This window comes from Pseudomonas sp. GW821-FHT09E04 (assembly GCF_059416185.1).
The window spans coordinates 90021-116355 of the sequence record NZ_JBWKOR010000004.1; the positions used below are offsets into that span (position 1 = coordinate 90021).

General features: G+C 61.7%; 24 protein-coding genes. 17 read left to right on the forward strand and 7 right to left on the reverse strand.

Going from position 1 to position 26335, the window contains the following annotated elements:
• The first annotated feature begins 18 nt into the window (after positions 1-18).
• From AC07N4_RS15435 to rarD, 4 genes are all read left to right on the forward strand, one after another.
• Positions 19-783: a TOBE domain-containing protein gene (locus AC07N4_RS15435; protein ID WP_102619768.1), complete on the forward strand. Its 765-nt coding sequence runs from the start codon at positions 19-21 to the stop codon at positions 781-783.
• Positions 784-855: 72 nt separating this feature from the next.
• Complete coding sequence (locus AC07N4_RS15440) at positions 856-2757, forward strand: PhoX family protein (RefSeq protein ID WP_096817837.1); 1902 nt, start codon at positions 856-858, stop codon at positions 2755-2757.
• Positions 2758-2873: 116 nt separating this feature from the next.
• On the forward strand, positions 2874-3848 hold the full coding sequence (locus AC07N4_RS15445; protein ID WP_096817835.1) for a serine/threonine protein kinase: 975 nt from the start codon (positions 2874-2876) through the stop codon (positions 3846-3848).
• 66 nt (positions 3849-3914) lie between these two features.
• The gene (gene rarD, locus AC07N4_RS15450) at positions 3915-4802 is read left to right on the forward strand and encodes an EamA family transporter RarD (RefSeq protein WP_096817833.1); all 888 of its coding nucleotides are present in this window, start codon (positions 3915-3917) and stop codon (positions 4800-4802) included.
• Between the two features lie 223 nt (positions 4803-5025).
• Here the strand turns inward: rarD and AC07N4_RS15455 are convergent, their stop codons facing one another.
• Complete coding sequence (locus AC07N4_RS15455; protein WP_085731674.1) at positions 5026-5544, reverse strand: glycine cleavage system transcriptional repressor; 519 nt, start codon at positions 5542-5544, stop codon at positions 5026-5028.
• 454 nt (positions 5545-5998) lie between these two features.
• On the opposite strand from AC07N4_RS15455, the gene AC07N4_RS15460 reads away from it, so the two are divergent.
• On the forward strand, positions 5999-8176 hold the full coding sequence (locus tag AC07N4_RS15460; RefSeq protein ID WP_493065737.1) for a malate synthase G: 2178 nt from the start codon (positions 5999-6001) through the stop codon (positions 8174-8176).
• Between the two features lie 70 nt (positions 8177-8246).
• On the opposite strand, the gene AC07N4_RS15465 is transcribed toward AC07N4_RS15460, so the two are convergent.
• Positions 8247-8693 carry a response regulator gene (locus AC07N4_RS15465; protein ID WP_096817828.1) on the reverse strand — a complete coding sequence of 149 codons (447 nt, stop codon included), beginning with the start codon at positions 8691-8693 and terminating at the stop codon, positions 8247-8249.
• 253 nt (positions 8694-8946) lie between these two features.
• Between AC07N4_RS15465 and AC07N4_RS15470 the strand changes: the two genes are divergently transcribed.
• The 8 genes from AC07N4_RS15470 to AC07N4_RS15505 all read left to right on the forward strand — a co-directional run bounded on the left by AC07N4_RS15470 (position 8947) and on the right by AC07N4_RS15505 (position 17815).
• Positions 8947-10887 carry a putative nucleotidyltransferase substrate binding domain-containing protein gene (locus tag AC07N4_RS15470; protein ID WP_493065736.1) on the forward strand — a complete coding sequence of 647 codons (1941 nt, stop codon included), beginning with the start codon at positions 8947-8949 and terminating at the stop codon, positions 10885-10887.
• Positions 10884-11591 (forward strand): 3'-5' exonuclease, encoded by a 708-nt coding sequence (locus AC07N4_RS15475; protein ID WP_192559153.1) that lies wholly within the window; start codon positions 10884-10886, stop codon positions 11589-11591. The genes AC07N4_RS15470 and AC07N4_RS15475 overlap by 4 nt, the downstream gene beginning before the upstream one ends.
• A 111-nt stretch (positions 11592-11702) precedes the next feature.
• Positions 11703-12221 carry an RNA polymerase sigma factor gene (locus AC07N4_RS15480; protein WP_493065735.1) on the forward strand — a complete coding sequence of 173 codons (519 nt, stop codon included), beginning with the start codon at positions 11703-11705 and terminating at the stop codon, positions 12219-12221.
• Positions 12218-13189, forward strand: a complete 972-nt coding sequence (locus tag AC07N4_RS15485; protein WP_493065734.1) for a FecR domain-containing protein — start codon at positions 12218-12220, stop codon at positions 13187-13189. Before AC07N4_RS15480 ends, AC07N4_RS15485 begins: the two co-directional genes overlap by 4 nt.
• Before the next feature lie 122 nt (positions 13190-13311).
• A complete protein-coding gene (locus AC07N4_RS15490; RefSeq protein ID WP_096817819.1) occupies positions 13312-15738 on the forward strand; it encodes a TonB-dependent siderophore receptor in 2427 nt (808 codons plus the stop codon).
• A 74-nt stretch (positions 15739-15812) separates the two neighbouring features.
• Complete coding sequence (locus AC07N4_RS15495; protein ID WP_096817817.1) at positions 15813-16943, forward strand: PepSY-associated TM helix domain-containing protein; 1131 nt, start codon at positions 15813-15815, stop codon at positions 16941-16943.
• A complete protein-coding gene (locus tag AC07N4_RS15500; RefSeq protein ID WP_096817815.1) occupies positions 16940-17119 on the forward strand; it encodes a hypothetical protein in 180 nt (59 codons plus the stop codon). Before AC07N4_RS15495 ends, AC07N4_RS15500 begins: the two co-directional genes overlap by 4 nt.
• Before the next feature lie 66 nt (positions 17120-17185).
• Entirely contained in the window at positions 17186-17815 is a 630-nt protein-coding gene (locus AC07N4_RS15505; RefSeq protein ID WP_096817813.1) for a glutathione S-transferase, read from the forward strand.
• Positions 17816-17902: 87 nt separating this feature from the next.
• Here the strand turns inward: AC07N4_RS15505 and creD are convergent, their stop codons facing one another.
• Positions 17903-19273: a cell envelope integrity protein CreD gene (gene creD / locus AC07N4_RS15510; RefSeq protein ID WP_493065733.1), complete on the reverse strand. Its 1371-nt coding sequence runs from the start codon at positions 19271-19273 to the stop codon at positions 17903-17905.
• A gap of 165 nt (positions 19274-19438) precedes the next feature.
• Here creD and AC07N4_RS15515 point away from each other — a divergent pair, with 165 nt between their 5' ends.
• Positions 19439-20449, forward strand: a complete 1011-nt coding sequence (locus AC07N4_RS15515; protein WP_493065732.1) for an acyltransferase family protein — start codon at positions 19439-19441, stop codon at positions 20447-20449.
• Positions 20450-20473: 24 nt separating this feature from the next.
• Here the strand turns inward: AC07N4_RS15515 and creC are convergent, their stop codons facing one another.
• The 3 genes from creC to rloA2 form a co-directional block, all read right to left on the reverse strand.
• A complete protein-coding gene (gene creC / locus AC07N4_RS15520; protein WP_493065731.1) occupies positions 20474-21892 on the reverse strand; it encodes a two-component system sensor histidine kinase CreC in 1419 nt (472 codons plus the stop codon).
• On the reverse strand, positions 21892-22572 hold the full coding sequence (gene creB / locus AC07N4_RS15525; RefSeq protein ID WP_096817806.1) for a two-component system response regulator CreB: 681 nt from the start codon (positions 22570-22572) through the stop codon (positions 21892-21894). Before creB ends, creC begins: the two co-directional genes overlap by 1 nt.
• 68 nt (positions 22573-22640) lie before the next feature.
• Complete coding sequence (gene rloA2, locus AC07N4_RS15530; protein WP_096817804.1) at positions 22641-23147, reverse strand: retropepsin-like aspartic peptidase RloA2; 507 nt, start codon at positions 23145-23147, stop codon at positions 22641-22643.
• Between the two features lie 173 nt (positions 23148-23320).
• Here rloA2 and yihG point away from each other — a divergent pair, with 173 nt between their 5' ends.
• Entirely contained in the window at positions 23321-24208 is an 888-nt protein-coding gene (gene yihG, locus AC07N4_RS15535; RefSeq protein ID WP_493065730.1) for a 1-acylglycerol-3-phosphate O-acyltransferase, YihG family, read from the forward strand.
• A 1-nt stretch (position 24209) separates the two neighbouring features.
• On the opposite strand, the gene AC07N4_RS15540 is transcribed toward yihG, so the two are convergent.
• Entirely contained in the window at positions 24210-24767 is a 558-nt protein-coding gene (locus AC07N4_RS15540) for a DUF2780 domain-containing protein (RefSeq protein WP_096817801.1), read from the reverse strand.
• A gap of 149 nt (positions 24768-24916) precedes the next feature.
• Between AC07N4_RS15540 and AC07N4_RS15545 the strand changes: the two genes are divergently transcribed.
• Both AC07N4_RS15545 and AC07N4_RS15550 read left to right on the forward strand, forming a co-directional pair.
• Entirely contained in the window at positions 24917-25543 is a 627-nt protein-coding gene (locus tag AC07N4_RS15545; protein WP_192561012.1) for a sigma-70 family RNA polymerase sigma factor, read from the forward strand.
• Positions 25540-26214, forward strand: coding sequence for an anti-sigma factor (locus tag AC07N4_RS15550; protein ID WP_493065729.1), 675 nt, complete (start codon positions 25540-25542; stop codon positions 26212-26214). Before AC07N4_RS15545 ends, AC07N4_RS15550 begins: the two co-directional genes overlap by 4 nt.
• Positions 26215-26335: the final 121 nt, after the last annotated feature.

Genomic DNA, 26335 nt, shown 5'->3' on the forward strand with positions numbered 1-26335 from the left:
CAGCACAAAGCACCCGACATGTCCTTGCCTTCCCTGTTGTCCCAGCACATTGTCCGCCGCCCGCAGCGCATCGCCCTGCTGCAACACATTGCCGAACAGGGCTCGATCACCCGCGCCGCCAAAAGCGCGGGCCTGAGTTACAAGGCGGCGTGGGACGCCATCGATGAGTTGAACAATCTCGCGCAAAAGCCGCTGGTCGAGCGGGCTGTCGGCGGCAAGGGCGGCGGTGGCGCCAGACTGTCCAGCGAAGGCGAACGGGTGCTGCGTCTTTATCAGAAGCTGCAAGCCTTGCAGGCGCAGGTGCTGGAAGCTGCCGAAGACGCCAGCGATCTGGATCTACTGGGGCGTTTGATGCTCCGAACCAGCGCCCGCAATCAATTGCACGGCAAAGTCGTCAGCATCGAACACCAGGGCCGCAATGACCTGATCCGTCTCGAACTGGCCGAAGGCCTGTGCATCGATGCGCAGATCACCCACGACAGCACCGTGCATCTGGAGCTGCAACCGGGCACCGAAGTGGTAGCACTGATCAAGGCCGGCTGGCTGGAGTTGCTGGGGCGAGAACAGGCTGCAACATCTGGTCACAATCTTCTGAGCGGTACCCTCGAAGCCATTCTCGATGCCGAAGACGGCCCCAGCGAAGTACGCGTCGCCCTGCCCAATGGCCAGACACTCTGCGCCCTGGCTGAGCCGCTGCACCTGCGCACCCACGGACTGACCGTCGAACAACCGGTGCAAGTGCAGTTCTCGCCGTCCAATGTGCTGATCGGCACACCGCTTTAGCGCGGGTTCCTGCAACAAAAGCGTCATCGCCTCTCATTAAGGTGGCTGCCAAAACCAAGCAGGGAGCCTGATGTGAGCCTATTAGAAGAAAACCAATCCACTGACCTGGAAAAAATGGTCGGCATGAGCCGTCGCGGTTTCATCGGCGCCGGCGCACTGTGCGGCGCAGCGATGTTCCTCGGCGGCAGCCTGTTGAGCCGCAGCGCGCTGGCCACCGGTGTCAGCGCCGGCAACAGCCGCCTGCTCGGCTTCGACAGCATTCCGGCCGCCACCACCGACGTCATCAGCCTGCCCAAGGGCTACAAGTCGTCGGTGCTGATCAGTTGGGGTCAGCCCCTGCACAAGAACGGCCCGGCCTTCGACCCGAGCGGCAACGGCACTGCGGCTGCACAGGAAGTGCAGTTCGGCGACAACAACGACGGCATGAGCCTGTTCGCCTTCCCGGACGACAAAAATCGCGCCCTGATGGCGATCAACAACGAATACACCAACTACCGCTACCTCTACCCCCATGGCGGCCAGCCGCAGTCGGCGGAAGACGTGCGCAAGGCCCTGGCCTGCGAAGGCGTGTCGGTGATCGAAGTGGCGCGCAAGAACGGCCAATGGCAGTTCGTTCAGGGCTCGCGCTACAACCGTCGCATCCACGGCAACTCGCCGCTGCGCATCAGCGGCCCGGCTGCCGGCCATGAGCTGATGAAAACCAGCGCCGACAAGCACGGCAAGAAAGTCCTCGGCACCTTCCAGAACTGCGCCAACGGCAAGACGCCGTGGGGCACTTACCTGACCTGTGAAGAGAACTTCACCGACTGCTTCGGCAGCAGCAACGCCCAGCAACAGTTCGACCCGGCGCAGAAACGCTACGGCGTCTCGGTCGCCAGCCGCGAGATCAACTGGCATCCGTTCGATCCGCGTTTCGACATGGCGAAGAACCCGAACGAGCTCAACCGTCACGGCTGGGTGGTGGAAATCGACCCGTTCGACCCGCAATCGACCCCGGTCAAACGCACCGCACTCGGTCGCTTCAAACATGAAAACGCGGCCCTGGCCGAGACCGACGACGGTCGCGCCGTGGTGTACATGGGCGACGACGAACGCGGCGAGTTCATCTACAAGTTCATCAGCCGCGACCGCATCAACCACCGCAACGCGAAAGCCAACCGCGACATCCTCGATCACGGCACCTTGTACGTGGCGAAATTCGACGCGGGCGACGGCAACCCCGACCACCCGAAAGGCCAGGGCCAGTGGATCGAACTGACCCACGGCAAGAACGGCATCGACGCCAGCAGCGGTTTTGCCGATCAGGCCGAAGTGCTGATTCACGCGCGTCTGGCGGCCAGCGTCGTCGGCGCCACGCGCATGGACCGCCCGGAATGGATCGTGGTCAGCCCGAAAGACGGCCAGGTCTATTGCACCCTGACCAACAACGCCAAACGCGGCGAAGACGGGCAACCGGTGGGCGGCCCGAACCCGCGCGAGAAGAACGTCTACGGGCAGATCCTGCGCTGGCGCACCGACCGCGACGATCACGGTTCCAAGACCTTCGCCTGGGATCTGTTCGTGGTGGCCGGCAACCCGGGCGTGCATGCCGGTACGCCGAAGGGCGGTTCGTCGAACATCACCCCGCAGAACATGTTCAACAGCCCGGACGGCCTGGGTTTCGACAAGGCCGGCCGACTGTGGATTCTCACCGACGGTGATTCGAGCAACGCCGGGGACTTTGCCGGGATGGGCAACAACCAGATGCTCTGCGCCGATCCCAAGACGGGAGAGATTCGCCGGTTCATGGTCGGGCCGATCGGTTGCGAAGTCACCGGGATCAGTTTCTCGCCGGATCAGAAAACCCTGTTTGTCGGGATCCAGCATCCAGGCGAGAACGGCGGCTCGACCTTCCCCGAGCATTTGCCGAACGGCAAGCCGCGCTCTTCGGTGATGGCGATTACCCGTGAGGATGGCGGGATCGTCGGCGCCTGATACGGCAGCGGTCAGATCGTTCCCGCGTTCTGCGCGGGAACGATCCCCCTCAAGACAGCCCGTCTGCGCTACCATGCTGGGCCGGACGCGGCAGCCTGCTGCGCGCAGGAGTCAGCATGGCCCACCCGTTTGAAACCCTCACCCCAGACCTCGTGCTCGATGCCGTCGAAAGCATCGGCTTTCTGAGCGACGCACGCATTCTGGCGCTCAACAGTTACGAAAACCGCGTCTATCAGGTCGGCATCGAAGACTCCGAACCGCTGATTGCCAAGTTCTATCGCCCGCAGCGCTGGACCAACGAAGCCATTCTCGAAGAGCACCAGTTCACCTTCGAACTGGCCGACGTCGAGATCCCGGTGGTGGCGCCACTTATCCACAACGGCCAGACCCTGCACGAACACGCCGGTTTCCGTTTCACCCTGTTTCCCCGTCGCGGTGGCCGGGCGCCGGAGCCGGGCAACCTCGACCAGTTGTATCGCCTCGGTCAGTTGCTGGGGCGCATTCATGCAGTCGGCGCAACGCGTCCGTTCGAGCATCGCGAAGCGCTGGCCGTGCAGAACTTTGGCCATGCCTCGCTGAACACGTTGCTGGAAGGCAACTTCATCCCCAAAAGCCTGTTACCGGCCTACGAGTCCGTCGCCCGCGACCTGCTCAAACGTGTGGAAGACGCCTACGCCGCCACGCCGCATCAGAACATCCGCATGCACGGTGATTGCCACCCCGGCAACATGATGTGCCGCGACGAGATGTTCCACATCGTCGACCTCGACGACTGCCGCATGGGCCCGGCCGTGCAGGACATCTGGATGATGCTCGCGGGCGATCGTCAGGAATGCCTCGGACAGCTGTCGGAATTGATGGACGGCTACAACGAATTCCACGATTTCGACCCGCGCGAACTGGCGCTGATCGAACCGCTGCGCGCCCTGCGCCTGATGCATTACAGCGCCTGGCTGGCCCGACGCTGGGACGATCCGGCGTTTCCTCACAGTTTTCCGTGGTTCGGCACGGAGCGGTATTGGGGCGATCAGGTGCTGGCGTTGCGTGAACAACTGGCGGCATTGAATGAAGAGCCGTTGAAGCTTTTCTGACACGACACGTCTATACAACTGCCCGTACAATCGCTGCTTTGTTAGCTGCCTAAGCAAGGATTCTGCATGCAAGCCGCCAACCCGCGTCGCGGGTACATTCTGGGCCTGAGTGCCTACATCATCTGGGGACTGTTCCCGCTCTACTTCAAAGCCATCGCCGAAGTGCCGGCGGTGGAGATCATCATCCACCGGGTGTTGTGGTCGGCGCTGTTCGGCGCGCTGTTGCTGATGGTCTGGAAACATCCGGGCTGGTGGCAGGAGCTGCGCGACAACCCGAAACGCCTGGCGATTCTCGCGCTCAGCGGCACCTTGATAGCGGCCAACTGGCTGACCTACGTCTGGTCGGTGAACAACGGCCGGATGCTGGAAGCGAGCCTCGGTTACTACATCAACCCATTGGTGAACGTGCTTCTGGGCATGCTGATCCTCGGCGAACGCCTGCGGCGCATGCAGTGGCTGGCGGTCGGTCTGGCGGCGGTCGGCGTGGCGCAGCAGGTATGGCAGGTTGGCAGCCTGCCGTGGGTGTCGTTGGTGCTGGCACTGACCTTCGGTTTCTACGGGCTGATCCGCAAGCAGGCGCCGGTCAAGGCACTGCCGGGGCTGGTGGTGGAAACCTGGATGCTGGTGCCGATCGCCCTCGCGTGGCTACTGTTCAATCCGACCGCCACCAGTGCGCAAGCTGCGTTCTGGACCACCTCCGAAGCCTGGTGGCTGGTGGCAGCCGGCCCGGTGACGCTGGTGCCGTTAGTGTGTTTCAACGCGGCCACGCGGCATTTGCCCTACACCACCATCGGCTTCCTGCAATACCTGGCACCGACGCTGGTGCTGTTGCAGGCAGTGCTGCTGTTCGGTGAGCACTTGTCGTCGAGTACGCTGATTGCCTTCATGTTTATCTGGGCCGGTCTGGCGGTGTACAGCGTCGATGCGTGGATGAGCCTGCGCCGCCGCAGCTGATCAAAAAACGCACAAACCTCCACAGGCCACGGCTCTCGTGGCCTGTATCGTTCCTTCCCAAGGTTATCCACAGCGTGATCCCCGCCGTTTGTGTGCAAGTCACTGAATGCTGGCGGTTTTTTGATCAATCTTCGCCAAGCCACGGCGGACGTGGCCTGGCGGTCGGTCTCTACAGGTTATCCACAGGCAGGTGCACGTTTAAACTGGATAACCCGATCCGTCTTCACAGGTCGGTGCGCAGCACCAATTCCACCATCAAGTCATCGGCCAGGGTTTCCAGGCGCGATTGCAGCACATCCAGCGACAGGGTCAGCGGCACCGCCAGAATCGCCTCGGCGTGGAACAACGGCTCGCTGCTCATCGGCGCCGGGCGCACTTCGGTCACCAGCCGTTCGAGGTTCACGCCCTGCTCGCTCAGCAACCGGGTGATATCCCGCACGATGCCCGGACGATCATTGCCCACCAGTTCCATGGCAATCGGTTTCCAGGTGCAGGCCTGTTCAATACCGCTTTCGGCGACCAGCACACGAATGCCCTGAGTCGACAAAGCTTGTAGGGCATCGACTAATTCGTCGTAAGCCTCCGCCGGCACGCCGACCCGCAGAATCCCGGCGAACTGCCCGGCCATCCGTGACATGCGGCTTTCCAGCCAGTTGCCACCATGCTCGGCGATGCATTGGGCGATGCGCTCGACCTGCCCGGGCTTGTCCGGCGCGAAGACGGTGAGTACGAGGTGATCCATGGCGCAGCCCTCTTGTCATGACTTTTGTTATAGAAAAACAAGTATAGGCAAGCGTTCGACAGACGCCTCAGACGCTCGAAATCACAAATCGTGTACAACTTTTTATATTTAACTGGAACAATCCGTTGGTTTTTTGAGAACATCCCGTTCCGCGCCGTGACCGCAATGCGTCATGGGGTCGCAGAACGACGTAATTAGTCTGATTTTCACAACCGCAATGCATCATGTAGTATGCCGCAGCGCGCACTACATAACGTTGGATCGATGTCTGCCCAAGGCACGTTCGCAACCCTGAAAGCCCTGTCAGCAAGGCCCCCAAGCCGTTGATTGGTCCCAGCCCAGCCGCCAGCGATGGCATGTACTGGTCGAGGGGTTTGTGGTTTAAATGGCCAGAGGCTTCATTTTTAAATTGAAGAGCTGAAAAGCGAAATAGCTGAGCAGAGTGAGGCAAGCAATGACTGAACACGTTCAAGTCGGTGGCCTGCAGGTCGCCAAAGTCCTGTTCGACTTCGTGAACAACGAAGCCATTCCCGGTACCGGCCTCACCGCCGACAAGTTCTGGGAAGGCGCCGACAAGGTCATTCACGACCTGGCGCCGAAGAACAAAGCCCTACTCGCCAAACGCGATGACTTCCAGGCCCGTATCGACGGCTGGCACCAGAGCCGTGCCGGTCAACCACACGACGCCGTGGCCTACAAAGCCTTCCTGCAAGAGATCGGTTATCTGCTGCCAGAAGCGGCTGATTTCCAGGCAACGACGCAAAACGTCGATGACGAAATCGCCCGTACCGCCGGCCCGCAACTCGTGGTTCCGGTGATGAACGCCCGCTTCGCCCTCAACGCCTCGAACGCCCGCTGGGGTTCGCTGTACGACGCCCTGTATGGCACCGACGCCATCAGCGAAGCCGGCGGCGCGGAAAAAGGCAAAGGCTACAACAAGGTGCGTGGCGACAAAGTCATCGCCTTCGCCCGCGCATTCCTCGACGAAGCAGCGCCACTGGCGGCCGGCTCCCACGTCGACTCCACCGGCTACAAGATTGCTGATGGCAAACTGGTCGTCACCCTCAAGGGCGGCAGCAACAGCGGCCTGCGCAACGATGCACAGCTGATCGGCTTCCAGGGCGACGCCAATGCGCCGATCGCGATCCTGCTGAAGAACAACGGTCTGCATTTCGAAATCCAGATCGATGCCAGCACCCCGGTCGGCCAGACCGACCCCGCTGGTGTCAAAGACATCCTGATGGAAGCGGCGCTGACCACCATCATGGACTGCGAAGACTCCGTGGCCGCCGTCGATGCCGACGACAAGGTTGTGATCTACCGCAACTGGCTAGGTCTGATGAAGGGCGACCTCGCGGAATCCGTTTCCAAGGGCGGCCAGACTTTCACCCGCACCATGAACCCGGACCGTACCTACACCAAGGTCGACGGCAGCGAACTGACCCTGCACGGCCGCTCGCTGTTGTTCGTGCGCAACGTCGGTCACCTGATGACCATCGACGCGATCCTCGACAAGCACGGCAATGAAGTGCCGGAAGGCATCCTCGACGGCCTGGTGACTTGCCTGGCGGCGATGCACAACCTGAGCGGCAACACTTCGCGCAAGAACACCCGCACCGGTTCGGTCTACATCGTCAAACCGAAGATGCACGGCCCGGAAGAAGCGGCGTTCACCAACGAGCTGTTCGGTCGCATCGAAGACGTGCTGGGCCTCAAGCGCAACACCCTGAAAGTCGGGATCATGGACGAGGAGCGCCGTACCACGGTCAACCTCAAGGCTTGCATCCAGGCCGCTAGCGAGCGCGTGGTGTTCATCAACACCGGTTTCCTCGACCGCACCGGCGATGAGATCCACACCTCCATGGAAGCCGGCCCTATGGTGCGCAAGGCTGACATGAAGGCTGAAAAGTGGATCGGTGCCTACGAAAACTGGAACGTCGATATCGGTCTGAGCAGCGGCCTGCAAGGTCGTGCGCAAATCGGTAAAGGCATGTGGGCGATGCCCGACCTGATGGCGGCGATGCTCGAACAGAAAATCGCTCACCCGATGGCCGGTGCCAATACCGCCTGGGTTCCATCGCCGACGGCTGCCGCGCTGCACGCGCTGCACTACCACAAGGTCGACGTGTTCGCCCGTCAGGCCGAGCTGGCCAAACGTGCTCGCGCTTCGGTCGATGACATCCTGACCATCCCGCTGGCGGTCAACCCGAACTGGACCCCGGAACAGATCAAGAACGAACTGGACAACAACGCCCAGGGCATTCTCGGTTACGTGGTGCGCTGGATCGACCAGGGCGTGGGTTGCTCGAAGGTGCCGGACATCAACGACGTCGGCCTGATGGAAGACCGTGCGACGCTGCGTATCTCCAGCCAGCACATCACCAACTGGCTGCGCCACGGTGTCGTCACCGAGGCGCAAGTGATGGAAAGCTTCAAGCGCATGGCGCCGGTGGTGGACCGTCAGAACGCCAACGACCCGCTGTACCGTCCGCTGGCACCTAACTTCGACAGCAACATCGCCTTCCAGGCGGCGGTCGAACTGGTGATCGAGGGCACCAAACAGCCGAACGGCTACACCGAACCGGTCCTGCACCGTCGCCGTCGCGAGTTCAAGGCTGCCAATGGCCTGTAACCCGCGCTGATGCCGGACATGAAAAAGCCCTGATCTTTCGATCAGGGCTTTTTTGTTTGCGTCGGATTAGCTAGGGCTCGATCCCCAACTCATGCTTGACCAGTCCAAGCAGTTTGGCGGTATCGATCGGTTTGAGCAGAAAATCCACCACGCTCAAATGCATCGCCGCAATCGCATCCTTCACGTCGGCATCACCCGACACAATGATGATCGGCATCGCCGCCCGTACCGACTCGCGCACCTGGCGGACCAGCTCGAGACCGCCGACATGCCCCATCCGCAGATCCGTGATCACCAGCCCGATGGAAGGTTTTTCCTCGATCATCTTCAGCGCGGATTCGCCGCTGGCCGCCGTCATGCAACGAATGCCGTCCAGTGCCAGGATCTCCGACAGCAACTCGCGGGCGTCTTTGTCGTCATCAACGATCAGTACCCGCTGCGGCGGCAGGTCGGGTTCCAGCATGACGGCGCTGAGCGCTTCCCGCTCGGCGTCGCTCAAAATATCGTGGTCGGACATGGCGTTCTCTACGTTTTCAAATCGATCCCCTGGCACAGTGGTCAGACATCGCTGGGCAGAGCTTCAATGTGCACTTCGTCGGATTTTTTTCCAAGGGGCTAACCTGAGAATTTCCGACTGTTTGTGTAGGGCATATCCGAAAACTACCCAACGGCACGCCAAACCTAGACTTACGTCCAATGGGCACCCCGCGCGCTGGGGTCGACCATGGCTGCAACGATCCAATAACAACAATTCGAAAAAGACTGCGGTAATGGTTATGAGTAAAGCGGACGCCTTCACCCAGGCAGGGAAAACCGCGGTGTTGCAGAACATTCAGGGCACTTTGCAATTCCTCCAGCGTTTCCCCCCTTTCAATCAGATGGAACACGCCCACCTGGCCTATCTGGTGGAGCAATGCCAGCTGCGCTTCTACGGTCAGGGCGAGAGCATCATCAAACCCGCCGACGGGCCGGTCGAACACTTCTACATCGTCAAGCAGGGCCGGGTGGTCGGCGAGCGGCCGCACACGGCCAAGGGCGGCACCGAAACCACGTTTGAAATCACCACCGGCGAGTGTTTTCCCCTCGCCGCACTGCTCGGTGAACGGGCGACCCGCACCGAACACCTGGCCGGCGAAGACACCTTCTGCCTGCAACTGAACAAACTGGCATTCATAAAGCTGTTCGCCCTCTCCAACACCTTCCGCGACTTCGCCCTGCGCGGGGTCAGCAGCCTGCTCGATCAGGTCAACCAGCAGGTCCAGCAGAAAGCCGTGGAAACCCTCGGCACCCAATACTCGCTGAACACTCGCCTGGGCGAATTGGCCATGCGCCATCCGGTGACGTGCAGCCCGATCACGCCGTTGCGCGAAGCGGTGAAACTGATGCACGAACAACAGGTCGGCAGCATCGTCGCGGTGGATGAGCACAAGGCGCCGCTGGGGATTTTCACCCTGCGCGATCTGCGCCATGTGGTGGCTGCGGGCGTTGGCGACTTCAATGAACCGATCGAACGCCACATGACGCCCTCGCCGTTCTATCTGTCGCCGGATCACAGCGCCTTCGATGCGGCGATCGCGATGACCGAGCGGCATATCGCCCACGTCTGCCTGGTCAAGGATCAGCGTCTGTGCGGCGTGGTCTCCGAGCGTGATCTGTTCTCGCTGCAACGGGTCGATCTGGTGCACTTGGCACGGACCATCCGCAGCGCCCAGCGGGTTGAACAACTGGTGACTCTGCGTGGCGAGATCGGCCAACTGGTGGAGCGCATGCTGGCTCACGGCGCGTCTTCGACCCAGATCACCCACATCATCACCCTGCTCAACGATCACACCGTGTGCCGGGTGATCGAGCTGACGCTCGCGGAGAAAGGCGACCCCGGTGTGCCGTTCAGTTGGCTGTGCTTCGGCAGCGAAGGCCGGCGCGAACAGACCCTGCACACCGATCAGGACAACGGCATTCTGTTCGATGCGCGGGATGCGGCCCATGCGGCGGAGATTCGCGGCAAGCTGCTGCCCATCGCCCAGCAGATCAATAACAGCCTGGCGCAGTGCGGCTTCACTCTGTGCAAAGGCAACGTCATGGCCGGCAATCCACAGTTGTGCCTGTCCCGCGCCGAATGGGCCCGACGCTTTGCCGCCTTCATCCGTGAGGCGACGCCGGAGAACCTGTTGGGCTCAAGCATCTATTTCGACCTGCGGGTGGTCTGGGGCGACGAACAGGGTTGCGAGCAATTGCGCCGGGGGATTCTCGATCAGGTCGGCGACAATCGTTTGTTCCAGCGGATGATGGCCGAGAACGCCTTGCGCAACCGCCCGCCGGTGGGGCGTTTCCGAGAATTCGTGCTGACCCGCAAGAACGGCGAGAAAGCCACGCTGGACCTGAAGATCCAGGGCCTGACGCCGTTTGTCGACGGTGCACGTCTGCTGGCTCTGGCCAATGGCATCGACGCCAACAACACCCTCGAACGCTTCCGCCAGTTGGTGGAGAAAGAAGTCATCGACCGACTGGATGGCGCCGCGTACGAGGAGGCTTATCACTTTATCCAGCAGACGCGCATGCAGCAGCATCAGCTCCAGACCCGGGAAAACCTGCCGTATTCGAACCGGGTCGATCCCGACAGCCTCAATCATCTGGACCGGCGCATCCTGCGTGAATCCCTGCGCCAGGCCCAACGCCTGCAAAGCAGCCTGACCCTGCGGTATCAGCTATGAGCCTGTTCTCGTGGCTGCGTCCGGCCAGCCCGGTTCTGCCGGACGATCTACAACAACGCCTGGCGAAACTGCCGGCAATCGGCGAACTAAGCGAATGCAGCCTGCGCGAACAGCGCTGGGTGGTGCTGGATTTGGAAACCACCGGGCTGAACCTGAACAAGGATCGGGTGCTGTCGATTGGCGCGGTGGTGATCGAGGACGGCGCCATCGATTTCAGCCAGCAGTTCGAACGCACCCTGCAATGTCGCGAACTCAAGCTCAGCCCCAGTGTTTTGATCCACGGGTTGGGACCGAACGCGATTGCCGCCGGCAGCGAGCCGGCCGAAGCCTTGCTCGAGCTTCTGGAGTTTATTGGCGACAGTCCGGTGCTGGCGTTTCATGCGCCGTTCGATCAGCACATGCTGGGCCGGGCGGTGAAAGAACACCTGGGCCACAAGTTGCAGCAAGTGTTTCTGGATGTCGCCGACATTGCACCGCTGGTTTGCCCCCAGGCGCACATCCGCGAGGCTGGGCTGGACGAGTGGATCGACTGGTTCAAGCTCGAAGTGTTCGAGCGCCACCATGCCAGCGCCGACGCACTGGCCACGGCGGAGCTGGCGTTGATTCTGTTCAGCCGGGCACGTCAGCAGCAGATTCACAGCCCATTGAATTTGCAGCAACGCCTGAGTCAGTGGAAGCGCCGCCAGCAGACGCATTCGTTCTGAGCCCCGGGTTGTCGCCCGACAACCCGACCGGTGGCCAATTGCTAACCATTCCCACCTCTGCCACAATCGCGAACAATTCTCGTTAGTTAACATTTCCCAGTCGGTGCCTTCGTGTCGTCAGCCCAAAGCCCTCACAGTGAGCTCGTCGGTGTGTTGTATCGCGACCATCGCGGCTGGCTGCTGGGCTGGCTCCGGCGCAACGTGGCCTGCCCGCAACGCGCCGAAGACCTGAGCCAGGACACCTTCGTCCGCCTGCTCGGTCGCGAGGAACTGCTGACGCCTCGCGAACCCCGAGCCTTTCTGGTGGCCATCGCCAAGGGTCTGCTGTTCGACTACTTCCGTCGCGCCGCCCTGGAACAAGCCTATCTCGCCGAACTGATGCTGATCCCCGAAGGCGAGCAGCCGTCGGTGGAAGAGCAGCAACTGATCCTCGAAGACCTCAAAGCCATCGACCGTCTGCTCGGCCAATTGTCGACCAAGGCCCGCGCCGCATTCCTTTATAACCGTCTCGACGGCATGACCCATGCCGAGATCGCCGACAAACTCGGCGTGTCGGTGCCGCGCGTGCGCCAGTATCTGGCCCAGGGCATCCGCCAGTGCTACATCGCCCTGTACGGTGAGCCAACATGAACCCGGCCAGTTCCAAACCGGTCTCGGCCCACGTACTGGACGCGGCGATTGCCTGGCAATTGACCCTCGATTCCAGCAGCCCGCTGGAGCGCGAAGAATTCGCCAAATGGCACGCCGCCAACGAAGAACACGCCCGTGCCTGGCGTCAGTTGGGCATGCTCGACCAGCGTTTCAGCGTGGCCAACGGCCCGGCCCGCAGCGCGTTGCTGCAATCGCGCGAAGGCATCCGCCGCCGGGTGCGCAAGCTCGGCAGCGGTCTGGCCAGTGTTGTCGCGGTGGTCGGCCTGTCGCTGTTTGCCGCAGAACACTATCTGCCGCTGGATTACTGGCTCGCCGACCAGCGCACGGCCACCGGTGAACAACGCACCGTGCGGCTGGCGGACGGCACCGTGGTCAACCTCAACACTCACAGCGCCGTCGATGTGCGGTTCGATGACCAGCAGCGGCTGATCGTGCTGCAGGAAGGTGAAATCCTCATCGAGACCGGTCATGGCGATGCACGACCGTTCATCGTCGAAACCCGCGAAGGCCGTATGCGCGCGTTGGGCACGCGGTTTCTGGTCAAACGCGAAGAACAGGGCACGCGCCTGAGCGTGTTGCAGTCGGCCGTCGCGGCGCACCCGCAATCCGATCCGCAGGAACAGATCCTGCGTGAAGGCCAGCAGGTGCTGATCCGCGACAACGGCCTGGACGCCGTCGTCGCGCTCAACCCCGGTGCCGATGCCTGGACCCGCGGCATGCTGGTGGTGGACAACGCGCGTCTGGAAGACCTGGTGCACGAGCTCGGCCGCTATCGTCGTGGCCATCTGGGCACTGCACCGGAGGTGGCCGACCTGCGCATTACCGGCAGCTTCCCGCTGCACGATACCGACAAGGCGTTGAGCGCCCTGCTCCCGACCCTGCCGGTGCAGATCGAGCAGCACACGCCGTGGTGGGTCACCGTGGCCAAGGCTGATCCGAAGCCCTGATCCTCTGCCATAACGCCGTCCATTTCACGTTAATGGAAATTATTTTCATCCAGCCCTATCACTTTTCGATTCTCGTCCGGCACACAGGCAATTGAGAAATATTTCCATTCAGGAGCCGCCGTATGTCCCGTTCGCTAGACACCTTGTTGCGCCCCAGTTTGCTGGCGGTCGCCATTGCCCTCTGCACCCCGCTGGCCAGCAGCCAACTGATCGCCGCAGAACAGGCGTCGAGCGTTCGCGCCTACAACCTGCCGGCCGCGCCGCTCTCCACCACCCTGAACCAGATCGCCAGCCAGGGCGGCCTCACGCTGTCGCTGAATCCGTCGCTGGCGGCGGGCAAGACGTCGGCGCCAGTCAACGGCCAATATGACGCGGCAGGCGCACTGAGCGCCGCCCTGCGCGGCACCGGCCTGCAACTGGAACAAAGCAGCACCGGCACGTACACCCTGGTCGCGGTGCCGGAAGGCGTGATGGCCCTGCCGGAAACTTCGGTAATCGGTGTGGAAAACTCTGAAAGCGCCTGGGGCCCGGTCGAAGGCTACACCGCCACTCGCACCGCCGCCGGCACCAAGACTGACACCGCGCTGGTCGAAGCACCGCGTTCGATCTCCGTCGCCACCCGCCAGCAGATGGACGACCGCAGCGTGCACAGCCTCGATGACGCCGTGCGCTACATGCCGGGCATCACCGCCAGCAGCTACGGCAGCGACACCCGCGCCGACTGGCTGCGCGTGCGTGGCTTCGAACCGACCCAGTTCCTCGATGGCCTGCCGCTGCCAAAAGGCGTGTACGCCAACCCGAAACAGGAAACCTGGAACCTCGACCGCCTCGCCCTGCTGCGCGGCCCGGCCTCGTCGGTTTACGGCCAGACCCCGCCGGGCGGCCTGCTGGACATGGTCAGCCGACGTCCAAGCGATGTGCAGAGCAGCGAAATCCAGTTGCAGTACGGCAGCGACAACCACCGTCAGATCAACTTCGCCAGCACCGGCAAAATCGACGATGCCGGCCAGTTCCTCTACGGCCTCAGCGGCGTGGTACGCGACAGCGGCACGCAGGTCGATCACGTCGACAACAAGCGCTACAACATCGCGCCGAGCCTGACCTGGAACATCGACGACGACACCAAGTTCACCCTGCTGACCCAGTTCACCCGCGACGATACCGGCATCACCAGCCAGTTCCTGCCGGTGCAGGGCACCAAGATCGACATGCCGTTCGGCAAGGTTTCCCACCACAAGAACCTCGGCGATCCGGACTGGGAATACTACGACCGCACCTACTACGCGCTCGGTTATGCCTTCGAACATCGCCTGAACGATGTGTGGCAGTTCAAGCAGAACCTGCGTTACACCAAGTCGGATCTGTCGTTCCAGAGCCTGACCCCGGGTTCGTATCCGTACACCCAGGTGGACAACGCTGGCAACGTCGGTCGCACCAGCACCAGTGTCGAAGAGGACATCAGCCAGTTCGCCGTGGACAACAACTTCCAGGCTGACTTTGCCACCGGTGACATTCGCCATACGCTGCTGCTGGGTCTGGATCACCAGCGCAGCAACACCAACTACACCTCGATCTTCGGTGACGGTCTGACCACCAACGTGCTCAACCCGATCTACGGTCAGCCGATCGTGCGTCCGGCGCGCTCCACCGCGTTCTACGACTACGACCAGAAGACCTACCAGACCGGTCTGTACGTGCAGGATCAGATGGCCCTCGACCAGTGGCGCCTGACCCTCGGTGGCCGTGAAGACTGGGTGCACACCGGTACGAAGTTCATCAACAAGGCCGACGCCACCAACACCGACCGCGACAAGGCCTTCAGCGGCAACGCCGCACTGAGCTACGTGTTCGACTCGGGCTTCGTGCCGTACATTTCCTACGCCGAATCCTTCCAGCCCACCAGTGGCGCCGACGCCTCTTCCACTGAGTCGCTCAAGCCGACCGAAGGCAAGCAGTGGGAACTGGGCATCAAGTACCAGCCGCCCGGCAGCAAGACCCTGCTGTCCGCCGCGGTGTATGACCTGACCCAGAAAAACGTCTCGGTAAGCTCCTTCGTCAACGGCGTATCGATCACCAGCCAGACCGGCGAAGTGAAAGTCAAAGGCCTGGAGCTGGAAGCCACCTCCGATGTCACCGACAACCTGAAAGTCATCGCCGCCTACACCCTGGCCAAGTCCGAAGTGCAGAACGGCGCCGACAAAGGCAATCGCCTGCAACTGATGCCGAACCAGCAAGCCTCGCTGTGGACCGATTACACCTGGCACAGCGGCGTGCTCGACGGCTTCGGCGTCGGCGGCGGTGTGCGCTACACCGGCAACACCTACGGCGACAAGGCCAACACCTGGCTGGGCAAGGCTGACGCCTACACCGTGTTCGATGCCGCCGTGCATTACGACCTCGGTCGCCTGGACAACAGCCTCAAAGGCGCGTCGCTGGCACTCAACGCCACCAACCTGCTGAACAAGGACTACATTTCCACCTGCGACAGCTTCTACTGCTACTACGGCGACCAGCGCAGCGTCGTCGCCAGTGCCACCTACAAGTGGTAAGCGCTTGAGCTGAAACAGGCCCTGCAACCAGGCCGTCCCTCGTGGACGGCTTTGGTGTTTTTGAAGGTCATGAAATGAAAAGTAAAACAATCCGCCGCTGGTCGTTCGTCCACACCTGGACCAGCCTGATCTGCACCGTGTTTTTGCTGTTGCTGGCCCTGACCGGCCTGCCGCTGATCTTTCATCACGAGATCGAGCATCTGCTCGGTGACGCACCCCAGGTGCGCGAGATGCCGGCCGATACGCCGCACCTGAATCTGGCGCAACTGGTGCAAGCCGCCGAAGCCCATCGCCCCGGCGAAGTCGTGCAGTACTTCGGCTTCGAAGACGACGAGCCGAACACCGTGCTGACGATCATGGCGAAGACGGCCGGCACCGAGCCGAATTCCTCGCACACTTTCATGCTCGACGCCCGCACCGGCGAAGCCCTGGAAACACCCTCGGCCAACGGCGGCCTGATGCTGTTCATCCTGCGTCTGCACGTCGACATGTTTGCCGGTCTGCCGGGCAAGTTGCTGCTGGCGTTCATGGGCGTGCTGTTCGTGGTGGCGATCGTGTCCGGGACCGTGTTGTACCTGCCGTTCATGCGTCGCCTGGACTTCGGCACCGTGCGCCGGGACAAATCCACCCGTCTGCGCTGGCTCGATCTGCACAACCTGATCGGCGTGGTGACCCTGACCTGGGCGCTGGTGGTCGGTGTGACGGGAGTGATCAGCGCCTGTGCCGATCTGATCATCGCGGCCTGGCGCAACGATTCGCTCAACGCCATGATCGCGCCCTACCGCGATGCGCCGCCGCTGACTCACCTCGCCCCGGCCACCCGCCTGCTGGATATCGCCGGCGAAGTTGCACCGGGGATGAAACCGGACTTCATCGCGTTCCCCGGCACCCGGTTTTCCAGCGAACATCACTACTCGGTGTTCATGAAGGGCGGCACCCACCTGACCTCGCACTTGCTGACGCCGGTGCTGATCGACGCCAGCAACTTGCAGGTCACGGCGGTCGCTGAACGACCGTGGTACATGGACGCCATGGGCATGTCGCAGCCGCTGCACTTTGGCGACTACGGCGGCATGCCGATGAAAATCCTCTGGGCCACCCTCGATGTACTGACCATCATCGTCCTCGGCAGCGGCGTGTACTTGTGGGTGGTGCGGCGCAAGGCCGCGAAACCGGTGCTGGAAACAGCGGAGGCTTCGGCATGAAACCGCGTCAGTCGAATTTCTGGAAAGTCTTCAGCACGCCATTGGTGATCGCGTTGCTCAGTGCGGCGGGGTTGTTCGCCGCGCTGCTGGGCGACGGGATCTGGGATGGCTTGAGCTGGATCGGTCTGGGTGTGCCAGCCGCACTCGCCCTTCGCGGTCTGTTGCAACGGCACTGAATGGCTTGAGCCTGACGGGCAACGCGCTATGCTGCCCGTTCATTGCCCTTGACCGAGACCCTGCCGATGTCCGCTCCCAGCATGACCCTGTTCCACAACACCCTGTCCCCGTTCGTGCGCAAAGTCATGGTGCTGCTGCACGAGACCGGCCAGCAGGATCGCGTCGCCTTGCAGGACTGCGTCCTGACACCGGTCAACCCCAGCACTGCGCTGAACGAAGACAACCCGCTGGGCAAGATCCCGGCCCTGCGCCTGGCTGATGGCAATGTCATCCATGACAGCCGGGTGATTCTCGATTACCTCGACCACCAGCACGTCGGCAACCCGCTGATCCCTCGCGACGGCTCGGCCCGCTGGCGTCGTCTGACCCTGGCCTCGATGGCCGACGGCATCATGGACGCCTCCGTCATGGTGCGTTACGAGCAAGTGCTGCGTGCCCCGGAAAAGCACTGGGACGAGTGGCTCGAGGCCCAGCGCGACAAGATCCGCCGGACCCTGGCGCTGCTGGAGCGCGACGCCATCGCCGAACTGACCTGCCATTTCGACGTCGCTTCGATCAGCGTGGCCTGTGCACTGGGTTATCTGGATCTGCGCTTCCCGGATCTGGGCTGGCGTGAAGCCAACCCGCAACTGGCCAACTGGTTCTTTGAAGTGAGCCAGCGGCCGTCGATGATTGCGACAATGCCGAAGGTTTGATGCGCGGGGCGGGAGGCAACGACGCAAAGATCAGCGTCACCAATACCTCTGCCTCCCGCTGATCCTCACGCAACCCCACAAACCGGCTCATTGCACCGCTCCGAGATCAAACTCCAGCGGTTTGGCCGGTTTCTGCCCGACGCCATACCAGTCCAGGTTACGGGTCAGCACCATGAACACACCCAACAACCCGAACAGCAACAGCGAGCCCATCAGCAGCGCGTAATCCTCGGCGCTGAGCAAGCCGTAGAGCAGGCCATACAACGCCGCCAATCCCGCCGAAAAACTCAGGCCATGACGCACGCTGTGCAGCACGTGGCAGACATAGAAGCCAATCAGCAACACACAACCACTGGCCGACAACAGATACGCCAGGGCAAACCCGATGTGTTCCGACAACGACAGCAACAACAGATAGAAGAACGCCAGCGCCACGCCCACCAGCGCGTATTGCACCGGGTGCACGGCCAGGCTTTTCAATATCTCGAACAGGAAGAAACCGGCGAACGTCAGGACAATGAACAACAGCGCATATTTGATCGCCCGGTCACTCTTCAGGTATTGATCCACCGGATCGATGAAGCTCACCCCGAAACTGCGGCCGTTGAACGCCTCGCAATCGTTGCCCGAGACGCAACGGTTCATGGCCTCTTGCAGGTTGGTGGAGAAAAACGAGGTCTGCCAATCGGCGGTGAAGCCCTGATCGGTGACTTCACGCTTGGCCGGCAGGAAGTTGCCGATGAAGCTCGGGTGCGGCCAGTTGGCAGAAAGATTCACGCGGCTGGTCTTGCCCACCGGCAACACTTGCAACGAGCCAGTGCCTTGCAAGCGCAGGTCGAAGCCGAAGGCCAGTTCCGTGACCTGAGTTGTATCGAGTGCCGGCAGCGTCGCCCGAACGCCCTCGCCGAGCCAGCCCACTTGCGTGCCGGGCACAAAGTCCAGGCGTTGCGAACCGAGTTCCAGTTTCAGGGCATTTTCGATCCCGCGAATGTCACTGATGCCGATTGCGAGAAACGGCGCATCGAATTTGTAATCAGCAAAATCTTCCTTGATCCCCAACTGCGCCGGCAGCGAAAAATGCCCGCTGATGCGGTTGTCGGCGTGGAACAGCCGCGCTTCATAGATGCCCCGGGCACGCAGTTCAGTCTGCACCTGGCCGTCGAGTTCGAAGCGCTCCGGCAGGAAGTACAAGCGTCCACGTTCCTCGCCGATTTCCTGATAACGCTCATCGGTCTTTTCCTTGGTTTTCCAGGTGCGCACCACTTTGCGGTACGGCACCACCATCACCGGCCCGCTGATCTGCTGGCTGTAGCTTGAGCTTCTGGCGATGTCTTCGAGCACACCGTCGCGCAGTTGCTGGCGATCATCGATGACGCCGTCGATCATCAGCAGCGGCACCAGCAGTAACAGAATCAACAGGGCAATGGCCCCGAGCTTGAATGTCAGATTTCGGTTCATCGGAACGCTCCCTTGTTGGAATGGAGCGAGTCTGTAAACGCTGTGTGGGTTTGTGATGGAGGTTGTGTGGGCTTTGTGTGGAAATACCTGTAAAACGCCTTTTCCGTCATCAAGTGCAGGACCACTTCGCGCCATAAGGGCAAGGTTCGAACAAGGATTATTCAATTGCGAAACAACTCATTCGACTTGATCAGGCATTTTGCCGCGCTGATGGTGCTGGTCAGTCACCACTTCGCACTTTGGGGCCAGGAAGAGCCAGGCATCGCCGGCTACAACTCATTGGGCGGCATCGCCGTCATCGCCTTCTTCTCGATCTCCGGCCTGCTGATCACCCACAGTTTCCTCAATGCCAGCAGCGTCACCGACTACCTGACCAAACGTGTCGCGAGGATTTTCCCGGCGCTGATCGCCTGCGCGTTCATCATGACGTTTGTGGCGGGCGGGATATTTGCCGACGGCTATATCACCGGTCCTGCGGCGCTGATCGACTTCCTGCGCATCTCGCTGTTCGGCCGCGCGGCAATCGATGAAATCACCAACGGTTTTATCTTCAGCGAGTCGTTCAATGGCAGCCTGTGGACGCTGAAGATCGAATTCGCCTTTTATCTGCTGGTGGCGGCCGCGCTGAGTCTGTACCGCCGGGCTGCGACGGCCGGTGCAATGCTGGTGGCGTTCTGTGTTGCGACCTATGTGCTGGGCAATGGCCCCGCCTCGGCGCTGACGCAGAAACTGACGGTGTATGGCTGTGCCGGTATCGCCTTTTTTGCCGGATCGCTCCTGGCCTTCTACAAACAATACCTGGGCGCCAGACATCGAATGGCAATGACGCTGGTGGCCTGTCTCGGCCTGATGCCGTTGGCGGCGGGAACCCCGTTGACCGGGGTGGTCGTCACGCTGTGCATTTGCCTGGCCACGTTGAGCCTGGGCCTGTTGTATATCGATAGCACCATTCGTGGCCGGTTCGACCTCTCCTACGGCATCTATCTGTATGCGTTTCCCGTACAGCAATTGGTGATCAACAAGACGTCGCTGACGTTCGTGCCGTCCATGATCGTGTCGGCGCTGATCGTGATCGTGTTGGCCATCGCGTCCTGGCTGTGGATCGAACGACCGGCACTGCAATGGGTGCACCGCCGAAGCAAGGCCCGGATCAATGAGGTGATGACGCCGTCCTGAGCGCAAGACGGCTCGCCCGAGTGTTCACGGCAGGTGCAATTGCACCTGCACGCCACCGTCAAGGTTGTCGATGCGCAGAGAGCCACCGTGCAACTTGACCACCTCTTCGACGAAGTTCAGCCCAAGCCCCGTGCTTTTGCGGCCACTGTCCGGACGCGGCAATGAATAGAATCGCTCGGTCAGACGCGCCAGCGCGTAATCGGGAATCGGCGCGGCTTCGTTGAACAGCCGAAACTCGATCTGCTCGCCAACCCGCTCGGCGTCAAATCGCAGCAACCCCCGTGGCGGTGTGAAATCCAGTGCGTTCTCCAGCAGATTGCCCAAAGCCTGACGCAGCAGAAACGGCTCGCCGATCAGCAACAGATCCGCCGGTATGGCGCACTCGATTCGCAACTGTTTACCTTCAATGCGCGCAGCCTGTGCCTGCAACACTTCATCGACCAGAGCAGCGAGCGGCACAGCGACGCGTTCTTCCAGCGCCTGACGCTGCTCGACCTGGGCCAGATCGAGCAGTCGCTCAATCAGTTGCTGCATGCGCGCACTTTCGCTGTCGATGTTGCCGACGAAACGCTGCCGTTGCGCCAGCGGCATTTCGCTTTGCAACAACTCCGCAGCGCCGCGAATTGCCGCCAGCGGGCTCTTCAATTCATGGGTCAAGGTGTGGACATAGCGTTCGACGTAGGCCTTGCCTTCAAGCTGGGTGCGCATCTGTTCCACGGCGCTCGCCAGTTGTTCCAGCTCGCCGCCACGGTAATGCGGCACTTCCACCCGGCGCCCTTCGCTCACCGCCTCGGCATAACGGGTCAAACGGTGCAGTGCCCGGCTCAGCCACCATGACAACAGCGCACCGAACAGCAACCCCAGAATGATCAGCCCGGCGCCATAACCCAACAAGCGGCGCTCGGTGCGGTCGACATAGGGTTGCAACGAGCTGTTGGGTTTGGCCACGGTGACCACGCCGATGATCTGGCCAGCGTCGCGGATCGGCGCACCGACGTGCATGACCGAAGAGTTCGGATCATCGGGGTCGCTGCGGCTGGAGCGTGCGCCGTATTCGCCGCGCAGGGTCAGGTAGACGTCGTTCCAGCGCGAGTAATCCTGACCGACCGCGAGGCCACTGGAATCCAGCACCACAATACCCTTGGCGTCAGTGACGTAGATGCGGTGGTTGACCTGGTTTTTCGGCAGGCCCCAGATCGTCGCTTTCGGCTGGCGCTCGCCGTAGGCGCGGAGCAGTTCCGGCCAGCGATTCTGGCTGAGGGTACCAGCCTTGAAATCGTCCTTGAGGATTTCCGCCATCAGGTTGGCCGTGTCGACCAGGGTTTCCTCAGTGGACTGACGCACGCCGGGGCGGATTTCCTCCATCACGGTGTTGAGCACGAAATAACCGGTGAGGCCGATAAACAGCACGTACACCAGGAAAATCCGCAGCCCCAGCGACATCAGCTGTGCCCCGGGCTGTAGCTGTAGCCGAGGCCGCGATGGGTCTGGATCGGCTCGGCTTCGGCGCGAATCAGGCGCAACTTGGCGCGTACGCTCTTGATGTGGCTGTCGATGCTGCGCTCGTAGCCGGCATCCGCTGCCACCCCCAGCGCATCGAGCAGTTGCTCGCGGCTGAACACCCGCTCCGGTTGTTCGAGCAGGCATTGCAGCAGACGGAATTCATGACGGGTCAGGCTCAACGCCTGGCCGCGATAGCTGATCTGCACGCGCTCGGGATCGATGCGAAACACCCCCGACCACGCTTCGGCCGGCGGACGCGGTGCCATGCGCTTGAGAATTGCCCGGACCCGCGCCGCCACTTCACGAGGGCTGAACGGCTTGACCACGTAGTCGTCGGCGCCGATTTCCAGGCCCACCACGCGGTCGATTTCGGCATCCCGGGCGCTGAGGAACAGCACCGGTACTTCGCTGAACCGGCGCAGTTGCTTGCAGGTTTCAAAGCCGCTGATGTCCGGCAGACCAATATCGAGGATGATCAGGTCGGCCGGCGTCTGGCGCTGATGCTCCAGCGCCGCCGCGCCGAGGCTCAGCCAGGTCGTGGTGAAACCCTCGCCCTGCAAGGCAAAAATCAGCGTATCGGCAATCGCCGCTTCGTCTTCGACAATCAGGATATGAGGCATGGCGTCCGAGCCTGTGGATTAAGTGCGCGAACGGTGCCCCAAGCCTGACGTTACGTCAATGAGACCACTTAGCAGTCTGGCTTGTCGGCGGTGAATCGACGCGCCGGGTTTACCGCTGCGCCGAACTCACGCAGCGCCTTGGCACCGATCAGCAGCGGGTAGTTGAAATGGCTGCGGTCGGTCAGGTTGACCTCCACGGTACGCTTGACGTTGCCCAGGCACAGTTCCAGATCGACCACCGGGCGCTTGGCGGCTTCCGTGGTGTCGCGATCCTCGTCGTCCTCGTCGGAGCGGCTCTTGATCTTGCTGATCCGCGCAATCTTGTGTTCGAACACCTTGTTGCTGGCGTCCTTGGTCGCGAGACGGAAACGCACCCAGTCTTCGCCGTCGCGGGTGAAAGTCTCGATGTCCTTGGCCGACAACGAAGCGGTCAGCGCGCCAGTGTCCATTTTTGCCTTGAACACTTGCCCACCGATTTCCGGCAGCGCGATGTATTCGTAACGCCCGTACAGGGTCGGCTCGGCGGCCAACACCGGCAGGGCAACAAGGGAAAGCAAAGCAAGGAGGGATTTCACGTAAGGGGCTTCCTTGAGAAATGGGGCGTCAGACGCGAGATTTTAGACCGCTGTTCACTTGATCGTTCCCGCAAGGCTAACGCGCCAAAGGTGAAACATTCGTAACCCGCGATTTGGCCTGTCGCCCGAAGCCACTTATCATGGCGCGCCCATCCGCTTTCATAGAGTTGCTTATGCGCCGCCTGCTCACCGGCTGTTTCGTCACCCTGCTGTTATTGCTCAACACCCTGGTGCTGTTCGGCCCGCTGATGGTGTTCGCCCTGCTCAAGCTGATCCTGCCGGGACGCTTTCGCGATTACGCCTCGTGGGCGGTGATGTGGATTGCCGAGACTTGGGCGGAAATCGACAAACTGATCTTCCGCCTGTGCATCCCGACGCAATGGGACATTCGTGGCGGCGATGATCTGCGTGGCGACACGTCGTATCTGGTGATCAGTAACCATCAGTCCTGGGTCGATATCCCGGCGCTGATCCAGACCCTCAACCGACGCACGCCGTTCTTCAAGTTCTTCCTCAAGAAGGAATTGATCTGGGTACCGTTCCTGGGCCTGGCCTGGTGGGCGCTGGATTACCCGTTCATGAAACGCTACACCAAGGCGTTCCTGGCGAAGCACCCGGAACTGGCCGGCAAGGATCTGGAAATCACCAAAGCGGCGTGCGAGCTGTTCAAGCGTCAGCCGGTGACGGTGGTCAACTATCTGGAAGGCACGCGCTATACCGCGGCCAAAAGCACGCAGCAACAGTCACCGTTCAGCCACCTGCTCAAGCCCAAGGCGGGCGGTGTGGCGTTTGTGCTGGCGGCGATGGGTGAACAGCTGGACGCGATTCTGGATGTGACCGTGGTTTATCCACAGCCGAAGATTCCGGGTTTCTGGGACCTGATCAGCGGTAACGTGCCGCGCGTGATCATCGATATCCGTACTCGTGAACTCGACCCGACGCTGTGGCAGGGCGACTACGAAAACGATCCGGTGTTTCGCGAGAAGATCCAGAACTGGGTCAACCAGCTCTGGACCGAGAAAGATCAGCGCATCGCCGAACTGCGCGGCGGGCGCCGTTGAATCAACTGCCGGCGCCGGTGCCCCAGATGCTGCCCAGGCTTTGCAACAGCGAGCCGCCGACACCCTGCTGACCGAGGTATTGCAGCAGTATCGGGGCAAACTGGCCAACCATGCCGCTGTCCATGCCCAACGCCCCAAAGGCATTGTTCAAGTCATTGGTGTCCTTGACGTTGCCCAGCGCGTTTTCCAGCCCGGCGGATTTGCCGGACGATCCGAGCAACCCGCTCAACGCCGCCAGATTGCCGCCGCCACCGGAAAGTTTGTCGATCCCCGGCACATCCTTGGCCAACTGCGAATAGTCAGTGTTGCTGAGCTGGTTTTTCGCCAGCCCCAGCATGGCACTGGTACCGCCGACCGCTTGCTGCGGCGTGACGTTCAGCGCGCTCAGTGCACTCAACAGACCGGCGGTTTCCGAGGTTGGCGCCGCTGCCGCTGCCTTGTCACCGCCCTGCATGCCCGACACCGCACCGGCAACGTCGCTCAGGCTGAAACCGGCAAATACCGGACCTGCCGCCAGGGTCAGGAGCGATGCCAGGGCAAAACCGCGTGAAATCTTCATTCAGACATCCTCTTGTGGCGTAAAAACCCTTCGTCAGCGAAGGGACAAACTGCCGGTTTGACCGAGTATCCGCCAGCATGTTCCGAGCGTAGCGCATCCATTCTGAACCCGGCCGCGTATATGAAACGTGAAACCCCGGATACCCCCTGATGAATGGCACGAGCGCTGTAGCTGAACTAGCCTGTGAACTACCCGAAACCAGCGCCCGCCCTGTCTGGAGACTTGTCATTACCCTCGCCGACACCGATCAGCTGCGGCAATTGCTGGCCCAGTGTTCACTGGGCGACCGCCGTGCCTTCGAAACGCTGTACCGCAGCGTGGGCCCGCGCCTGCACGGCGTTGCCCTGCGGTTCATGGGGCGCCCGGATCTGGCCGAGGAAGTATTGCAGGAAAGCTTCGTGCGGATCTGGAACAACGCCTCGCGCTACGAATCGCACCTGTCGGCGCCGATGACCTGGATGATCAACATCACCCGCAACCAGGCCATCGACCAGTTGCGTAAACACCGAGACCGGCCTCTGACCGATGTTGAACAGGACGCTCTGGCGGACGAAAGCCCGTCGGCCCATGACCAATTGAACAGCGCCCGCGAGGCCACAGCCCTGAACCGCTGCCTGGAAACCCTCGAAGGCATGCAGCGCCGGTCGATTACCGTGGCGTACTTTCAGGGTTTGTCCTGCTCGGAACTGGCCGAGCATCTGGCGGCGCCGCTCGGCTCGGTCAAATCATGGATTCGCCGTGGCATGGAACGCCTGCGCCGGTGCCTTGAATCATGAACTACCAGACCCCTGCCCTGCGCCGCGCCCTCGCCGCCGATTACGCCATCGGCTTGATGGCTGCGCCGGCCCGTCGGCGTTTCGAGCAGTTGCTGCTGGAAGACGCGGCCCTGCGCGTCGAACTGGCGCACTGGCAGGAAAGCCTCGCCAGCCTCACCGAAACATTGCCGCAGGTTCCGGTGCCGGAGCGCGTGTGGCACGGCGTTACTGCGCGTATCGAGCCGCAGGTGCTGCACGTCCCCGAGAAGCGTCCGTTCTGGAGCTGGCTGCGGGTGACGGCGGCACTGGCTTCAATCGTGGTGCTGGTGTTCCTCGGCTCGCTGTACACCCACGACGACGCCCGCTACCGCGCCACCCTGCTGAGCGCCGACGCGAAACCGGCGCTGAAGGTCGAGGCGCATGACGATTACCTGCAAGTCGAGCCGCTGACATTGGCGGCTGTCGATCCTCAGCGCAGTCTGGAACTGTGGGCGATTCCGGCCGATGGCAAGCCGATCTCGCTGGGCGTGATCCCGGCAGGTGGCAAAGGCAAGGTTGAATTGAACGACGCGCAGAAGGCGCTGATCGGCAAGCCGATTGCGCTGGCGGTCAGTCTTGAGCCGAAGGGTGGGTCGCCGACCGGGCAGCCTACGGGGCCGGTTCTTTATCAAGGGGCGTTGGCTGCATTGTGAAAGCTGTTTCTGCTTGAACAACCCCGCTTATTTCCAGGCTTTATAAACAGCCCGTCGGCTAATCCAAACAAGTCCAAAGGACTGTCAGATCTGACAGTTACCCGGAAACTCCAAGTGGAAT

What these genes read in the sequence shown, in the direction of transcription:
- AC07N4_RS15435 (WP_102619768.1), top strand. Translation starts at nt 19, where the DNA reads ATGTCCTTGCCTTCCCTGTTGTCCCAGCACATTGTCCGCCGCCCGCAG.
- AC07N4_RS15445 (WP_096817835.1), top strand. Translation starts at nt 2,874, where the DNA reads ATGGCCCACCCGTTTGAAACCCTCACCCCAGACCTCGTGCTCGATGCC.
- rarD (WP_096817833.1), top strand. Translation starts at nt 3,915, where the DNA reads ATGCAAGCCGCCAACCCGCGTCGCGGGTACATTCTGGGCCTGAGTGCC.
- AC07N4_RS15455 (WP_085731674.1), bottom strand. Translation starts at nt 5,544, where the DNA reads ATGGATCACCTCGTACTCACCGTCTTCGCGCCGGACAAGCCCGGGCAG.
- AC07N4_RS15460 (WP_493065737.1), top strand. Translation starts at nt 5,999, where the DNA reads ATGACTGAACACGTTCAAGTCGGTGGCCTGCAGGTCGCCAAAGTCCTG.
- AC07N4_RS15465 (WP_096817828.1), bottom strand. Translation starts at nt 8,693, where the DNA reads ATGTCCGACCACGATATTTTGAGCGACGCCGAGCGGGAAGCGCTCAGC.
- AC07N4_RS15470 (WP_493065736.1), top strand. Translation starts at nt 8,947, where the DNA reads ATGGTTATGAGTAAAGCGGACGCCTTCACCCAGGCAGGGAAAACCGCG.
- AC07N4_RS15475 (WP_192559153.1), top strand. Translation starts at nt 10,884, where the DNA reads ATGAGCCTGTTCTCGTGGCTGCGTCCGGCCAGCCCGGTTCTGCCGGAC.
- AC07N4_RS15485 (WP_493065734.1), top strand. Translation starts at nt 12,218, where the DNA reads ATGAACCCGGCCAGTTCCAAACCGGTCTCGGCCCACGTACTGGACGCG.
- AC07N4_RS15490 (WP_096817819.1), top strand. Translation starts at nt 13,312, where the DNA reads ATGTCCCGTTCGCTAGACACCTTGTTGCGCCCCAGTTTGCTGGCGGTC.
- AC07N4_RS15495 (WP_096817817.1), top strand. Translation starts at nt 15,813, where the DNA reads ATGAAAAGTAAAACAATCCGCCGCTGGTCGTTCGTCCACACCTGGACC.
- AC07N4_RS15500 (WP_096817815.1), top strand. Translation starts at nt 16,940, where the DNA reads ATGAAACCGCGTCAGTCGAATTTCTGGAAAGTCTTCAGCACGCCATTG.
- AC07N4_RS15505 (WP_096817813.1), top strand. Translation starts at nt 17,186, where the DNA reads ATGTCCGCTCCCAGCATGACCCTGTTCCACAACACCCTGTCCCCGTTC.
- creD (WP_493065733.1), bottom strand. Translation starts at nt 19,273, where the DNA reads ATGAACCGAAATCTGACATTCAAGCTCGGGGCCATTGCCCTGTTGATT.
- creC (WP_493065731.1), bottom strand. Translation starts at nt 21,892, where the DNA reads ATGTCGCTGGGGCTGCGGATTTTCCTGGTGTACGTGCTGTTTATCGGC.
- creB (WP_096817806.1), bottom strand. Translation starts at nt 22,572, where the DNA reads ATGCCTCATATCCTGATTGTCGAAGACGAAGCGGCGATTGCCGATACG.
- yihG (WP_493065730.1), top strand. Translation starts at nt 23,321, where the DNA reads ATGCGCCGCCTGCTCACCGGCTGTTTCGTCACCCTGCTGTTATTGCTC.
- AC07N4_RS15540 (WP_096817801.1), bottom strand. Translation starts at nt 24,767, where the DNA reads ATGAAGATTTCACGCGGTTTTGCCCTGGCATCGCTCCTGACCCTGGCG.
- AC07N4_RS15545 (WP_192561012.1), top strand. Translation starts at nt 24,917, where the DNA reads ATGAATGGCACGAGCGCTGTAGCTGAACTAGCCTGTGAACTACCCGAA.
- AC07N4_RS15550 (WP_493065729.1), top strand. Translation starts at nt 25,540, where the DNA reads ATGAACTACCAGACCCCTGCCCTGCGCCGCGCCCTCGCCGCCGATTAC.